This window comes from Fusibacter sp., from assembly GCF_057447755.1.
Genome location: NZ_JBVBZF010000057.1, coordinates 1 through 14,684, shown reverse-complemented (window position 1 = coordinate 14,684; position 14,684 = coordinate 1). Strand labels below are relative to the sequence as shown.

18 protein-coding genes are annotated in these 14,684 nt (G+C 35.9%); 3 read left to right on the top strand and 15 right to left on the bottom strand.

Features of this window, described 5'->3' with window-relative positions:
- From AC220I_RS09450 to cysS, 7 genes are all read right to left on the bottom strand, one after another.
- Nucleotides 1-138 (bottom strand): GTP-binding protein (locus AC220I_RS09450; RefSeq protein ID WP_486723576.1); only part of this gene is annotated, 138 nt, incomplete at its 3' end.
- Nucleotides 139-348: 210 nt separating this feature from the next.
- Nucleotides 349-987: an RNA polymerase sporulation sigma factor SigH gene (gene sigH, locus AC220I_RS09445; RefSeq protein WP_486723574.1), complete on the bottom strand. Its 639-nt coding sequence runs from the start codon at nucleotides 985-987 to the stop codon at nucleotides 349-351.
- A 219-nt stretch (nucleotides 988-1,206) separates the two neighbouring features.
- Nucleotides 1,207-1,947 carry a 23S rRNA (guanosine(2251)-2'-O)-methyltransferase RlmB gene (rlmB, locus tag AC220I_RS09440; RefSeq protein WP_486723573.1) on the bottom strand — a complete coding sequence of 247 codons (741 nt, stop codon included), beginning with the start codon at nucleotides 1,945-1,947 and terminating at the stop codon, nucleotides 1,207-1,209.
- A gap of 116 nt (nucleotides 1,948-2,063) precedes the next feature.
- The gene (gene thyX / locus AC220I_RS09435; protein WP_486723575.1) at nucleotides 2,064-2,825 is read right to left on the bottom strand and encodes an FAD-dependent thymidylate synthase; all 762 of its coding nucleotides are present in this window, start codon (nucleotides 2,823-2,825) and stop codon (nucleotides 2,064-2,066) included.
- Nucleotides 2,826-2,832: 7 nt separating this feature from the next.
- Complete coding sequence (locus AC220I_RS09430) at nucleotides 2,833-3,138, bottom strand: hypothetical protein (RefSeq protein ID WP_486723572.1); 306 nt, start codon at nucleotides 3,136-3,138, stop codon at nucleotides 2,833-2,835.
- Between the two features lie 34 nt (nucleotides 3,139-3,172).
- Nucleotides 3,173-3,634 carry a Mini-ribonuclease 3 gene (locus AC220I_RS09425; protein WP_486723571.1) on the bottom strand — a complete coding sequence of 154 codons (462 nt, stop codon included), beginning with the start codon at nucleotides 3,632-3,634 and terminating at the stop codon, nucleotides 3,173-3,175.
- A gap of 9 nt (nucleotides 3,635-3,643) precedes the next feature.
- Entirely contained in the window at nucleotides 3,644-5,041 is a 1,398-nt protein-coding gene (gene cysS, locus AC220I_RS09420) for a cysteine--tRNA ligase (RefSeq protein ID WP_486723570.1), read from the bottom strand.
- A gap of 591 nt (nucleotides 5,042-5,632) precedes the next feature.
- On the opposite strand from cysS, the gene AC220I_RS09415 reads away from it, so the two are divergent.
- Nucleotides 5,633-6,172 (top strand): accessory gene regulator B family protein, encoded by a 540-nt coding sequence (locus AC220I_RS09415; RefSeq protein ID WP_486723569.1) that lies wholly within the window; start codon nucleotides 5,633-5,635, stop codon nucleotides 6,170-6,172.
- A gap of 85 nt (nucleotides 6,173-6,257) precedes the next feature.
- On the opposite strand, the gene AC220I_RS09410 is transcribed toward AC220I_RS09415, so the two are convergent.
- The 4 genes from AC220I_RS09410 to AC220I_RS09395 form a co-directional block, all read right to left on the bottom strand.
- The gene (locus AC220I_RS09410) at nucleotides 6,258-7,511 is read right to left on the bottom strand and encodes a sensor histidine kinase (RefSeq protein ID WP_486723568.1); all 1,254 of its coding nucleotides are present in this window, start codon (nucleotides 7,509-7,511) and stop codon (nucleotides 6,258-6,260) included.
- Nucleotide 7,512: 1 nt separating this feature from the next.
- On the bottom strand, nucleotides 7,513-8,262 hold the full coding sequence (locus tag AC220I_RS09405; protein ID WP_486723567.1) for a LytR/AlgR family response regulator transcription factor: 750 nt from the start codon (nucleotides 8,260-8,262) through the stop codon (nucleotides 7,513-7,515).
- A 232-nt stretch (nucleotides 8,263-8,494) separates the two neighbouring features.
- On the bottom strand, nucleotides 8,495-9,976 hold the full coding sequence (gene gltX / locus AC220I_RS09400) for a glutamate--tRNA ligase (RefSeq protein WP_486723566.1): 1,482 nt from the start codon (nucleotides 9,974-9,976) through the stop codon (nucleotides 8,495-8,497).
- Between the two features lie 33 nt (nucleotides 9,977-10,009).
- A complete protein-coding gene (locus AC220I_RS09395) occupies nucleotides 10,010-10,267 on the bottom strand; it encodes a cysteine-rich small domain-containing protein (protein ID WP_486723565.1) in 258 nt (85 codons plus the stop codon).
- Between the two features lie 114 nt (nucleotides 10,268-10,381).
- On the opposite strand from AC220I_RS09395, the gene AC220I_RS09390 reads away from it, so the two are divergent.
- Nucleotides 10,382-10,714 carry a hypothetical protein gene (locus tag AC220I_RS09390; RefSeq protein WP_486723564.1) on the top strand — a complete coding sequence of 111 codons (333 nt, stop codon included), beginning with the start codon at nucleotides 10,382-10,384 and terminating at the stop codon, nucleotides 10,712-10,714.
- A 2-nt stretch (nucleotides 10,715-10,716) separates the two neighbouring features.
- Here AC220I_RS09390 and ispF read toward each other — a convergent pair whose 3' ends face one another.
- The 4 genes from ispF to AC220I_RS09370 form a co-directional block, all read right to left on the bottom strand.
- Complete coding sequence (gene ispF, locus AC220I_RS09385; RefSeq protein ID WP_486723563.1) at nucleotides 10,717-11,196, bottom strand: 2-C-methyl-D-erythritol 2,4-cyclodiphosphate synthase; 480 nt, start codon at nucleotides 11,194-11,196, stop codon at nucleotides 10,717-10,719.
- A 33-nt stretch (nucleotides 11,197-11,229) separates the two neighbouring features.
- Entirely contained in the window at nucleotides 11,230-11,937 is a 708-nt protein-coding gene (gene ispD / locus AC220I_RS09380; protein WP_486723562.1) for a 2-C-methyl-D-erythritol 4-phosphate cytidylyltransferase, read from the bottom strand.
- A gap of 230 nt (nucleotides 11,938-12,167) precedes the next feature.
- Nucleotides 12,168-13,262 (bottom strand): PIN/TRAM domain-containing protein, encoded by a 1,095-nt coding sequence (locus tag AC220I_RS09375; RefSeq protein ID WP_486723561.1) that lies wholly within the window; start codon nucleotides 13,260-13,262, stop codon nucleotides 12,168-12,170.
- Between the two features lie 110 nt (nucleotides 13,263-13,372).
- On the bottom strand, nucleotides 13,373-13,855 hold the full coding sequence (locus AC220I_RS09370) for a CarD family transcriptional regulator (protein ID WP_486723560.1): 483 nt from the start codon (nucleotides 13,853-13,855) through the stop codon (nucleotides 13,373-13,375).
- A 239-nt stretch (nucleotides 13,856-14,094) separates the two neighbouring features.
- On the opposite strand from AC220I_RS09370, the gene AC220I_RS09365 reads away from it, so the two are divergent.
- A complete protein-coding gene (locus AC220I_RS09365) occupies nucleotides 14,095-14,490 on the top strand; it encodes a nucleoside triphosphate pyrophosphohydrolase family protein (RefSeq protein WP_486723559.1) in 396 nt (131 codons plus the stop codon).
- Nucleotides 14,491-14,684: the final 194 nt, after the last annotated feature.

Genomic DNA, 14,684 nt, shown 5'->3' with positions numbered 1-14,684 from the left:
TACTTTTTGTCCTAATGCGTATTTCTCGAATAATACTTTTGTAATTGCTGCTGTTAAAGTTGTTTTACCGTGGTCAACGTGACCAATTGTTCCGATATTACAATGCGGCTTATTTCTTTCAAATTTTTGCTTTGCCATTTTGAGTAATCCTCCCTTATATAATAGTATATTTTGAAATCGCTTTTTGCTTAAACAGATTCCATCTAAACCCTTTCAGGATTATGTATCAAGCTTTAAGACAGAGAAACAATTTCGTATATATTAAATAAATGCCATGCATTTATTTATGAACATCAATCTCTAAACTTTGTTTTTATATGTCTATAATTCATTAAAAAACCCTGTACTTCAGTTTTTGTCTTCTAGAAACTTTTCCAACTTCTTTTTAACGCGTTGAAGGGCATTGTCAATTGATTTTACATGGCGATTCATCTGAATTGCAATTTCCTGATAGGTTTGTCCATCTAAATATGAGTTAAGGACCTGCCATTCAAGATCACTAAGAACCTCTCCCATTTTGGCTTCAATCATATCAATTTCTTCTTTCCTAATCACCAAATGCTCTGGATCCAGCTCCTTGCTGTTGGTAATCATCTCATACATGGAACGATCAGATTCTTCATCAAAAATCGGCTTATTCAATGAAACATATGAATTCAGCGGAATATGTTTTTGCCGAGTAGCCGTTTTAATTGCCGTTATCATCTGACGTTTAATACAAAGTTCTGCAAAGGTTCTGAAAGAGGAGATTTTATCAGGTTGATAGTCACGAATCGCCTTAAAAAGACCAATCATTCCCTCTTGTATGATATCCTCACGGTCTGCGCCAATCAGAAAATAAGTTCTTGCCTTCGATCTCACAAAATTTTTATATTTTTTGATGAGTTCTTCCTGGGCTTTAGAATCACCTTTTTTTGCAAGTTCTACAAGAATTTCTTCGCTCGAAAAATCGTAACTGGGTCTGTCTGTAATTATTAGTCGCTCCATTCAGAAATCCTCCATATGCCTACAAATCCATTTTATTCTGTTTTTGCAATTATCCACATCTAAACTCACAAAAATATTATATATTATTAATATTCCTAACGTCAAGCAGTTCATTTAATCAGACTTTTAAGTTTAATATGTCACTTCCACATTAAAGAAATAATGAGGGGTTATTAAAAACTTATTTTTTCTTCTTATATAAAGCACTCAATTACCAAATTATTTTTTTGATATTCTCCTTTGTCTAAGTACCTCATACATCACTATGCCAGACGCAACCGAAGCGTTCAATGAATCCACATGACCATTCATTGGTATAGAGACCACAAAATCGCATTTCTCTTTAACAAGTCTGCTCATACCCTTTCCTTCATTGCCTACAACAACACCAATGCTACCAGTGAGATTTGCTTCATAATAGGTTTGATTAGACATATCTGTCCCCACAATCCAAAAACCCATTTCCTTGAGTTGGTCTATTGTTACAGCAATATTTGTAACCCTTGCCACCTTAACATATTCAATAGCGCCAACCGACGTTTTTGCCACCGTTTGATTTAGTGCCGCACTTCTTCGCTTGGGAATGATCACACCATGCGCGCCTACAGCATCAGCAGTTCTTATAATACTCCCTAGATTATGAGGGTCATTGATTTCATCACAGATGATCACAAATGGGTCTTCACCCTTGCTTTTAGCCACTTCTAATATGTCTTCAATTTCAAAATATTGATAGGCTGCAACATAAGCAATAACACCCTGATGACTTTCACCCTCTGCAGCACGATCCAAGATCTTTCTCTCGGAAAATTGAATCACAATACGTTTTGCTTTTGCTTCATTGATTATCTTTTGAAGGACTTTATCTCTTGAACCCTCTAAAATAATTAACTTATTGATATCTCTCCCAGCTTCCAAAGCTTCTAATACGGGATTACGTCCAAAAATGATATCTTCCATTCCAAAGATCCTTTCTTATTCAATAAAACTGCATCACAGTTTATATTTATTTGCATATTTTATATAAACCATCTTATGCTATCGTAACTTACTAAATTTATAGTTGTTCACTTAAATCATAGGGCATTAAACAAGGCTCTTACCTCAACGCTTTTCCCACAAGTCATTTTACCTTCTTTACAAGGACCGCTTACACACGATGGTCCACTATTTGCAAATAATGTTGGTGCAACCCCTTTAACTTGCTTAAGCATCTCCGTTGCTAGAGCCCTAATTTCCCATTGGGCACGCTCACAGCAACGGTGTTCGAAAAAGTTATGAAGGGATCTCAAATTCATGGTGAGGACAATCTTAGTTTCACATGCATTTGGAAACACAAAGCGCGCATCTTCAATAGCCTTCTTTTCAGCAGCAGCTTTTGCTTTTTTCTCAGTCATGCCTTCGCCCAGATAAGTTTCTATTAACGATGCCTCTAAAATATCTGTCAAAGCATCATAGGCAGCTTGGTCTGCTTGCATTGCTTCAACAAAGAGAGCTCTTGCATCTTCATTCGCTTCAATTGCAGGCGGTATAATATATTCAAACTGATCCAGTTTAACATATCGCTGTGATTGCTGAGAATACGAAGCAATTCTGTGTCTTACAAGTTGATGTGTCAAGACCCTACTGACACCCTCTACTGCAAATGTAAAACTCGCATGTTCAAGAGGCGAATAATGTCCAAATGTCATTAGCTTCTCTAAAAAAGAATTGGCTTGATCGTCAGCCATTGATTCTGATATTTCTTCTACGCCAACTGGTGAATAACAAAGCTTGGCTGCAGAAGCCACAACTTTCTCAATGTCTGGTGTATGCGCAATTATCACTACTTTCATCAGCTTCCTCCTACTCTTCTATATCCTGATATTCATCACCAAAAGGGAACAGATAGAGAACATATCTGCGATAGTGAACTTTGGTTAAACCTTCATCAGTTTTTGCCACTTCAATAATTCGTGTTGACAACAAGTGTGACGTGTATAAAAAACCATCATGCTTTTGATCGATAAATTGTTCAGCCTCAACCACCATACTTTTTTCTGAATCAGTACTTGGCTTAAAGGCGTCAAAGGCCACTGATTTCACACTGATGACCATTAGCAACAATATCACACTTATTAAAAGTATTTTTTCTCTTCCATTCATCTTCATAATTTCACTCTACCTTTATCTACTTTAGTTTGCGCTATTCAATAGTCGCATCCTCCGTTTTTTCGTCAACATCTGGTGACTCAATTATTGAAATGGCCCTTGAAATAAGTTCATAAACTCTATCCTTATTACCCACAAGGTACAAATAGCCAATTAAGGCCTCAAAGCCAGTTGCATACTTGTAATCACTCAAGACTGCGTTTTTAGGAACACTGCCAGACTTCTGATTTCGGCCTCGCTTAATGATGGTCCACTCCTCCTCCGTCAACTCAGATTGAAGGGTCAAAGCAATTTTTGCTTGAGCAGATGCCTTGACATATTTTACAGCCAGTTTAGACATTTCATTGGGGGTCATGGTAAACTTTGAAATAATGTAGGTTCGAATGTAAGCTTCATAAACCGCATCGCCGAGGTATGCTAATTTTAAAGGGTTCAACATCTGAACATCCATTTGCTTTAATTCTTTGAGCGCCAACGCTTCTAAAAATTCATTCATCCAAATCTCCTATGACTCTCTATGCCATTTCACCCCTTGAGGTGTATCTTCTAATATAATGCCCTGTTGCTTTAGTTCATCTCTAATTTGATCTGATAAAGCAAAGTCCTTGTTTTTTCGAGCCTCTTGTCTTTTTGCAATTAAAGCTTCAATTTGCGCATCGATAGACTCTTTTTCCTTTTGTACAATCCCTAGGACATTGGTGAGTTCTTCAAACACCTGTTTTGACTTTTGGAGAAAGGCTTTTGAAGAAGTTGCTTTTGCTTCGGTATTTAAATAACGCGTTAATTCGAAAATCGCAGCAATACCATCTGCCGTATTAAAATCATCATCCATAGCATCAATAAACTTAACTTTAAAACGCTCTACTTCGACCAAGGTATTCTCTTCAGCCTCATTGAGGTCAGCCTCTACAGCATTCTCTATGAGATAGTCTAAATTATCTTTTAAAGTATAGAGACGGTCTAAACCATTTTTAGCGCTTTCGAGCAATTCTCTACTAAAATTGATTGGATTTCTATAGTGAGCCGACAGCATGAAAAATCGAATGACATCCGCATCAAAAGCTTCTAGGATTTCTCTCGTTGTGAAAAAATTGTTTAAAGATTTAGACATCTTTTGATTTTCAATATTGATATAACCATTGTGCATCCAATAGTTAACATAGGTTTTACCTGTTTTTGCTTCACTTTGTGCGATTTCATTCTCATGATGAGGGAAAATTAGATCTTGGCCGCCTGCATGAATGTCTATGGTCTCACCAAGATACTTAGTACTCATAACTGAACATTCAATATGCCAGCCTGGTCTACCTTCACCCCAAGGACTCTCCCATGCAGGTTCACCCTCTTTTTTCTTTTTCCAAAGTGCAAAATCCATTGGATTTCTCTTTTCTTCACTTATATCTATTCTTGCACCAGCTTCTAAATCTTCGATAGCTTGTTTGGAAAGTTTACCATAGTCTTTAAAAGATGAAACCGAGAAATAAACGTTACCATCAATTTCATAGGCAAAATTCGAATCTACTAAATCCTTAATATAGTTGATAATTTCATCCATGTTTTCAGTTACTTTAGGATGGTGTGTCGCACGATTAATGCCAAGTGCATCTGCATCTTTAAAATATTCTTCAATATATAATTCACTTATTTCTGTGCTTTCCACAGAAACTTCATTTGCCTTCTTAATAATTTTATCATCAACATCTGTAAAATTTTGAACATATGTCACTTCAAAACCCCTGTATTCCAAATAACGTCTAAACGCGTCAAACATCAGAAAAGGTCTTGCATTTCCAATATGAAAAAAATTGTAAACAGTCGGTCCGCACACATACATTTTAACCTTTCCAGGTTCAATTGGTTTAAACTCTTCCTTTTGCTTGGTCATACTATTATACAGTTTCATATCGTACCTCCATCATTGATTTTTAACATAAAAAAACCTTCTCCGCAAAGGTGCACATTCGCACGGTTCCACTCTGCTCAGACAAGGTCCAACTCTCATGATTATAACGCATCACCGGATTCCATACTTAATTCAGGTTTCACTCAAGGGTGCACTTCATTTGATACCGACCAGTTCCTCTCACCAATAGAACCTCTCTTTAGATCTAGTGATCAAAATACTTTTCCCTATCTTCGCTTTAAATATATATGCTCTAATTATATCAAATATGCTAATTATATCAAGTCTACATTTTTTACCAGGTTAACATAATGAATTTGATCGGTTTTTCGTAAAAAATATTTTCTCATAAATCATAGGAATTTAAAACCTCAATTGGCAGTGTTTGGAGAAGTTTAGCCCTTTCATTACATCCAGTGAACCTTTCGTTACACTTCTATTGATGTTTAGTAGAATTATGTTAAGCTAAGGACATAAAAACAAGATGATAAGTCGCATTTCCATAACCCACTTCTTCTCCTAGATAGTGATTCTTATCATCTTTTTTTTTGAAAGGATGTGTATTCAGTGTTGCATCAACTTTCAGTAAAAATGTCAAAGCATATTGTGAGACATGCAAGTAATCTGGAAGCTTCGCAAACAGATACAATTCGTTATGCAATTGAGACCCTTTTGGGAGAAATCAGTAAGTTCTTTTTGCTTTGGTTTTTCTACTACAAAATGAACTTAAGTGCCCCATTTATCTTTTCTTTTTCTATCTTCAGTTGCATTAGACTTGTTGCTGGCGGCTTTCATTTTTCAAATTATTACACATGTCTATTTGGATCGTTTATCATGTACACCACCATACTCTATTTACATCAGTTCTTCACACTCCAATCATATGGTATTTTTCTATTAATCACCACATCGCTCATAATCCTATACATATTCACACCAATTATCCCATTAAACCGATATGATTATAATAAAAATTCAATTCCTCTTAAACGATTCATGACGGCAATATTGACCTTGCTTTTATATGTGTTTGCACTGTATGCAGGTCAAATCAAACTTTTTACACTGTCACTTATTGTTTTCTCATTGCAGTTGTTAATAGGAGGTATCCGTTATGAAAGGCTTTTATAATACGATTGGTTTATTTTTTGTGGCTATGGCTGGTCTAATCATTTCTACATCTTCGTTTCTATTCTTAGGTGAAGTTGAACCACCATCAAGAAAATAGCACTTTAATGACGATGTCCGCATTCTCAAAATACAATTCAATATGACCATTGTATTTTTTAGCAATGCTTTTAACCGTCGCTAGACCAAATCCTCTTGTTTTTTTCTGATCGGACTTGGTTGTAAAATTCTTATCTGCAAGCTTTGATAAATTCGCTGGATCAACACTGTGTCCGGCGTTTTTTGTTTTAAAGAAAAAGCATTTTGTGGCATTATCATAGCCAATCTCTAAAGTCACTTTTGGAAACGCGTCTAAATGCACTGCATCAAAGGCATTGTTGATCAAATTATTGAGTACTAGCGAGACTTCATAATCTAGCACTGAAAGTTCTTTTAAAGAAACTTTACAATCATAGGTAAAATCAATGCCTCTTTCATGCGCTTCTGAACGTTTCATAAAGAGGACTGCCCTGACAATATCCCTGTCGATCTGCAGAAGCTCACTGTCAAAAGCGTCATGTGTGTATACTTCTTTTAAAAACTCATTAATTTTTTGACTGGCTTCTTCTGGTGCATTTGTTTCCAAAATGCCGATGACAGTGGTCAAATTGTTTTTATATTCATGTTGTTTGGACCTTATCTCAAGTATCATCTGTTCTAATGTCTCTCTCATTTCTTCTTGCACCTCAAGTGCCTTATTACGTTCGCTGATGGATGCAACCTCTCTATGAACAAAATAATTCACAATCAGCAGTAATAACATCGCAATACCAAAGTAAATCATATTTTCTCTAACAATGGATTCGTCATAATCCCAAAGTATTTTATAAATAAAGGCATATAGAAATATGTTTATAGCAATAAAGTTGATGTATCGGTTTTCATATTTTTGGACATGCCCTTTTAGGGTTTCTTCAAAGAAGTGGATGAGTATAACGGTTAAAGCATTGGCGATTAAGAGGGCCAAAATCGTTATCGTCACTTCCTTTTCAGTGATAAGTCCAAGTAGCGGGATTAAAATTATTTCAATAGACAAAAGGCCAATCATAGACGAAACAAATACAAATAAGACCTTAAACAGACTTTCTTTTAGAAACCATTTAAGCGCAAAAATTAATGTAAACACATATAAAAAAGCGCCATATCCTAAAAAGAAATGATTGGAAATTACGACCAAAGACGTCATGCTTAAATACAGCAACAAGTATTTTAGTAATCTTGACCTATCAATATCTAACAGCTTATAGAACACATAGAAAAAAACTGACAGTTCTAGGAGTGTCCCTACGATTTCATTGATCATACTATCGCCTCCTCAATCCAATAATCGTTTCAAGATCCTCTTTGTTTTTTCGACTCAACAGGCTTCTCCACTTACAGTTGTAGAACTCTATCTCGTATTGCTTTAAACCCAATTTGTGAATGGCTTTAACATAATGCGTATTAATAATAAAAGATCGATGCGCTTTATAGAACTCTTCCTCTTCTACTAAAACAGCCTCAATACTTTTGAGGGATTTATAGGGCAGTTGATAATTTCCCCTGACGGTATATACCGTTGTACCTCGCCCCTTGGCTTCAATGAAAACAATCTCATCATATCTAATACGAATCAGAACTTGGTCTGATTCGGCAACCAAAAATTTGTCTGGATCAACCTCTTTATGGATCACTACGTTACCGAGTAGTTTTTTAACCATATTCTGCAAAGCTTCTTTTGGATATGGCTTATCCAAAAAAGCATGGCACTGCACCTCTCTAAAGGCTTGTAGTTCAAATCTGCTTTCCACTGTCAAAAATAATATCCATGTCAAATTATATCTTGGCAGTGCCCTAAGTTTCATGGCGACCTCAAAACCATTTAATTCAGAATTTAGTTCTATGTCCATGATAAATAGATCAATGTGCTCTTTGAATGCAATTTCAAGAGCCTCTTGATCTGTGGCAGCCGCATATATAGAATAGGGTGCGTTTAGTTCCCCTATCCATTTCACCAACAACTGGCGTTGTGATGAATCGTCCTCAACAATTAATATCTTTTTATTCAACCCCATAATTTCTTCTCCTAGAAGTATTATACCATCTAAAGCTCAAAACATTCACTATTAATGTACTTCCTTATCTTAGGATTGCATTATCGTTAAAGCCAATACCCTGTTTTGTCGTTATCGTACTCACTTAGCCGACTTTCACAAGCTGGCAATTCTTGCTCAAAGCTAGATGAGTACTAATGATACACAAAAAGACTAAACTCGTAGGAGTTTAGTCTTTAAAGGTTATCAAATATTATTTACAAAAAGTATTTATACTGTGTTCAATACGCTCAATTGCATTTGCTTTTCCAATAATTTCGATGAGTAAGGCAATATCCGGTCCATGAACCTGACCAGTAATCGCAACCCTAATCGGCATAAATAAATCCTTGCCCTTGATGCCTAATTCTTTTTGAAGTGCTTTAAAGGTTGCCTTGACATTTGCAACTTCAAGAACGTCAATTTCATCAAACTTTACTTTTAGGGCTTCTAAAAGCGTCTTAACATGGTCAAGTGAAATCATATCTTCCGCTTCTTGATCTTCAAGTTGGAAATGATTGTCGTTTAAAAGCCCAAAGTAGTCTTTAATCTCATCTAATTTATTTAATCGCTCTCTTAAGCACTCAACAACTTTTTCAAACCACTGCTTATTTTCTTCAAAATATGCTTCTGTAGTAAAGCCTGATTCGATAAAATAAGGTTTACAAAGGTCCGTTAATTTTGTTAAATCATATTGCTTAATATAGTGATTGTTCATCCAATTTAATTTATCCACATCAAATACACCACTGGACTTAGACACACGATCAAAAGAGAATTTAGCAATCAACTCTTCCATTGACATGATTTCAACGCCATCTTCTGGTGACCAACCAACAAGTGCGATGAAGTTTATAAGTGCTTCAGGCAAGTAGCCTTTCTTTCTAAAGTCTTCAACTGCAACATCACCTTCACGCTTGCTGAGTTTTTTCTTAGTTTGACTGAGTATAACCGGTAGGTGGACAAACTGTGGGGCATCCCATCCAAAGGCTTCATAGGTGTAAAGGTGCTTAGGTGTAGAAATCAACCATTCATCACCTCTTACAACGTGAGTGATCTTCATGTAATGATCATCTACTACAACTGCCATATGATAAGTTGGGAAACCATCCGCCTTCATTAGGACTTGGTCGTCCATATCATTTGTATTGACTGAAACATGGCCCTTGATGAGATCGTCAAACTCAATCACACGATTCTCTGGTAACTTTAAGCGTACAACATGCGGCTCACCTGCAGCCAATTTTGCTGTTACTTCTTCTTTTGACAAATGTCTACAGTGTCCATCATACTTAGGTGTCTTACCTTCGGCCTTTTGAGCCTCTCTAACCGTTTCCATTCTCTCTTTAGAACAGAAGCAATAATATGCATGACCTTTTTCAATGAGTTCATCTGCATGTTTCTTATATATTTCAAGTCGATTGGACTGAACATATGGTCCGTATTCGCCTACTTCAACGATTTTATCATCCTCTAAAACAGGACCCTCATCATGCATAACGCCTGCCCATGACATTGCTTTTATCATACCTTCAACAGCACCCTCTACAAGTCTGGTCTGATCCGTATCTTCTACTCTAAGTAAATAACTACCCTCTTGTTTTTTTGCATATAAATAGTTATATAATGCTGTTCTCAGTCCGCCAATGTGCACATATCCCGTTGGACTTGGTGCAAATCTCAATCTAACACTCATTTGAATGCCTCCTTTTTCTTCCTCGCTATTATACTAGAAATCTGATCCTCTTTCAATGACCATCTTGATCTTACTCATGACGAAATCATAGCTCTCGCCCACATGAGGTTTCGTACAGCCACTACAGTCCTTAATCCCATGATTTACTGCAAAATTACCGCCACACTCATCCTTAAGCATATAAAGTGGGCAATAACAAAACAAGCAATTGAATGTTTCTGGATCTGCCCCCTTATGGCAGGGAAAATATTCACATTTTAGATGTTGTGTAAATTTATAATTCTCACTCATTTTAAACCTCCTTAAGATTTACTCGATTAGATAATACAATCCATTAACAATAGTTGATAATTATATAGATTTTGAATACAATACAAGTATTATATCTCTTAAAAGGAGCCTAAGATGAAAAAAACTTTAAAAGACATTGGCCTAATTGTTGTGTATTCATGTATTTTTTCAGGTTTACTGGCAATTTTCCCACAAATTACGCTTGAAGGTGCTTTAATATTTATGGGGTGCATGCTTTTTATCGCATCTGCCTTCGCAGCATCTGCTTATAAAAACCCTGATCGACGTATTTTAAAGTATATAACTTCCTCAAAAAACCAAAATTTCTTTTCTGAGAAAGCGCAAAAACATATCAATCGAAAAGCTTCTGAAGAAGCCTTTAAAAAGATTGTCATCGCTGGTGCGATTTTATTTTTTCTATCCTATGTTTCCTTCTATCTTTTTTAATACTACTTTTCAATTTTATTGAGCAAAACCACTGCTTGAGAGGAGATGCCTTCTTCTTTACCTTCAAAACCAAGCCATTCAGTGGTTGTGGCTTTGATATTGACACGGTCCATCTCACAACCAAGCACACGACCTATATTGGCCCGCATTTGACTTATGTGAGGGGCCATTTTTGGTTTTTGTGCCACAATGACAGCATCTATATTACCAATCACATAGTTTTCAGCCTGCATGAGTTCAGCAACTTTTTCTAGTAATATTAGGCTGGAAATGTCCTTAAACGCACTGTCTTGATCTGAAAAGTGCTTGCCAATATCACCCTTGCAAAGGGCACCCAATATTGCATCCATAATGGCATGTAGTAACACATCAGCATCGGAATGCCCCAATAACCCCTTTGTGTGTGGAATGTCAACACCGCCGATGATCAACTTTCTATCATCTGTGAGCTGATGTACATCATAGCCAATTCCAATTCTCATCTTACGCCTCTTTCTTTATATCCGAAATTAATTTTACACCCTTTGATTTAAAATCGCTTCTGCAATAACCATATCAAAAGGTGTGGTCAATTTAATATTTTCATCACCAAAGTAAACCAATTTAACCAATCCACCACTGCGCTCAATCAAAGAAGCATCATCAGTTCCGGTATAACAATCTTCAATTGCGCTCTGATGCGCCTGTTTAAGCGCATCATATAAAAACAATTGAGGCGTTTGTACGGACCATAATTTCTCCCGATCTAAGGTTTTTTCAGCAATGTGCTTATCAGATACTTCCTTGAGTGTGTCTGTTACAGGTTTTCCAACTGAAACCCCTTTTAAGACACGATTATCCTTTAATATCTCAATCATATCTGGCAGCCAAGATTTCTTGGCGAAGGGTCTAACACCATCATGAACAAAAACATAATCAACTTCTTCTAGAGCACTCAAGCCACGTTCAACGGATTCCTGTCTGTTCTTTCCACCCGATATCACCTTAAGTTTAAGGTCAAGATGCCATTCACATGTGATTACTTCATAAAGACCATCAACTTCATCACTGCCGACAACAAGAATGACTTCATCGCAAACAGAGTCTTCCACAAGCGATTCAAGTGTTCTTCTCAATATGGTTTTACCCTTCAGCATCAGATGTTGTTTTTTGACACTTCCACCCATTCGACTTCCAATACCGGCTGCCGGTATAATCATTCCTACTCTATTATTATCATACATTAAATAATGCCTCGCCTTATTTTACTTTTTTGCAAGATACAAATAAATTATACCAAATCTTTTCATCTATGAACACTTTAGTATTCTTCTTGCATCATTTCTTTATTGTCACAACTTATAAATCAAGTGTAATTGTAGCTTGGGCTATTGATCTAATCCATACATAAGATGTATAAAAAAAGCACCTCTTTAGCAAGATTACTAAAAAGATGCTCTATTAAACACTTAAATTATTTAGGCTTGGCAAATATCATTCTACCAGCAGCGGTTTGCAAAACACTTGTAACAATTACATAGATCGTTTCATTAATATAGCGACGACCTTCTTCAACGACAATCATAGTACCATCATCTAAATATGCAACGCCTTGGTTTGATTCTTTACCTTCTTTCATAATTTGAATATACATCTCTTCACCAGGAAGTACAACTGGCTTAACGGCATTGGCAAGCTCATTGATGTTTAAAATTAAAATATCCTGGAGTGTGGCAACTTTATTCAGGTTATAATCATTTGTAACAATACTGCCATTGATCTTTTGTGCCAACTTGATCAGTTTAAGATCCACTTCTGAAACATCATCAAAGTCAGTATCAACAATTTTAACTTCAATTGGCATTTCCTTTTGAATGATTTTTAAGATGTCCAAGCCTCTACGACCGCGATTTCTTTTTAAACCATCCGAAGAATCCGCAATGTGACGGAGTTCTCTAAGAACGAATTCTGGTATTACAATCGTGCCTTCAATAAAGCCCGTTTTGCAAATATCAGAGATCCTACCATCGATAATGACGCTGGTATCTAAAATTTTCGGTTTTACAAATTCCTCAACAACCGAATTTTTTGTGGGCTTTGTCACATTTACTTTTCTAGCCCAATCTTGTAATTTTGTAGGGTCCTTCATATTCTTTTGGGCAAGCGATGTGCCTAAATAACCAAAAAATATGAAGGTAAGAATTTTTAAAGCATTCGCAACCATTGGAATTGGAATTATCTCATATAAGCCACTGATTAAAAATGCTATGACGAGACCTAGTACTAATCCTAATAATCCAAAGAAAAAATCTTGTGGTGGCAGCTTCTCAAGCTCAGCTTGAGCATATTGAACCATTCTTTTGCTGGTTTTAATCATAAAATTGGAAAAAATGTAGGCCATAAAGCCAATTATAAGTCCTAATAAAGCAGGTGTAATTACAGTGTAAACCATTTTGTCTACATTAAAAATGTCCTTTAAATATAAAAAATCAGAAAGATAGATACCAAAGCCGATACCAACACAAAATCCGACGAATGTGATAATATATTTTATTATCTTTTCAATCATTCAACCCCTCCTTTCCCTATTTTTTTTGCAATCATATTGATTGTAACATAGTGAGCAAAAAAGTCAAATTTTGTGAAATCAAAATGAGCAAAAAAAAAAGGGCATCGCCCTTAATTACTGCCTATTGTCGCATTGACTAAAGTCACTACTTCGTCTTCTTTTAAATCCTTTGACAAAATTAGTTCACTTACTAGGATTTGTTTCGAGTTGTTAAGCATTTTACGTTCACCTGTTGACAAGCCTTTTTCCCTATCCAAGATCTCTAAATTTCTAACAACAGTTGCAACTTCGAAAATATCACCTGTTTTTACAAGTTCGAGATTTGAACGGTATCTACGGTTCCAATTATCTGGCATAATGCTCTTATCTTGTGCAAGAATATCCATAACCTGTCCGAATGCATTGATATCAACTACTTTTCTCACACCTAAGTTCTCAGCATTGTCAATCGGTAACATAACCTTCATGTTTCTGATTGGAAGCTTTAAGATATAAAACTTCTTCGTTTCACCTAGTAACTCTTTCTCTTCAATTCCTTCAATGACCCCTGCGCCATGCATAGGGTACACTACTTTATCACCAATTTTAAACATAAGCTACCTCCATGCAGTAATGTTATTTCCATTATACACTAATTTTATATTCTTTTCAATAAAACTATATTTTACTATTTGTCGCAACCGTTGTCAACACCTTTGTTCAGGCAGTTAAAAAATTTTTTTTAGAACTTTATTCCTTTTTCTTTAAAATAATCTGTGGTAAAATGTAATTAATCTAAATATTCTAAAAATAACTCAATTGTGATGAACAATTACAGATATCGGAGGGTTTTATGAAAGATGTAATATATGACGAATTTCAAGATAAGGTAGACGAAGTCCTTATCAGACATGCTAGTTTATTGGATATCTTGAGCAAAATCAACGATGCAGAAGCCAAGTCCAACAGGGCTGTTATAAAGTCAATTACAAGCTGTGGTTGTGTATCGCTAGATGCTTCAAAGACACCACTACCTGAAGGCACTCAATACGAAGCGCTCAAGGATTTTCGCGCAGATCATATCCAAGGTGGCTTATGTCCAACTTGCCGCGAGAAAATAGAAGAAGAACTTGGTAATTTAGAATTTTATATTGCTGCTTTATGCAATGCGCTGGACATCAGCCTTTATGATGTCATGCTCAAGGAGTATAAAAAAATAAACACTTTAGGCAAGTTCAGCTTATACTAGAAGCACGCCATCACTTACCTCATCAATCAAATAAACATGCAAAAATAACCCCCCACAATTTGTGGGGGTTTTGTTTTAAAAGAAGTATTTGAACATTTCATCAATATGTTGCATGCCAATGATTGTGAAACCCTCTGGCCTTTGAATGCCTTCTAAATTACTCTTGGGAATAATGGCTTTTTTGAAGCCCATTT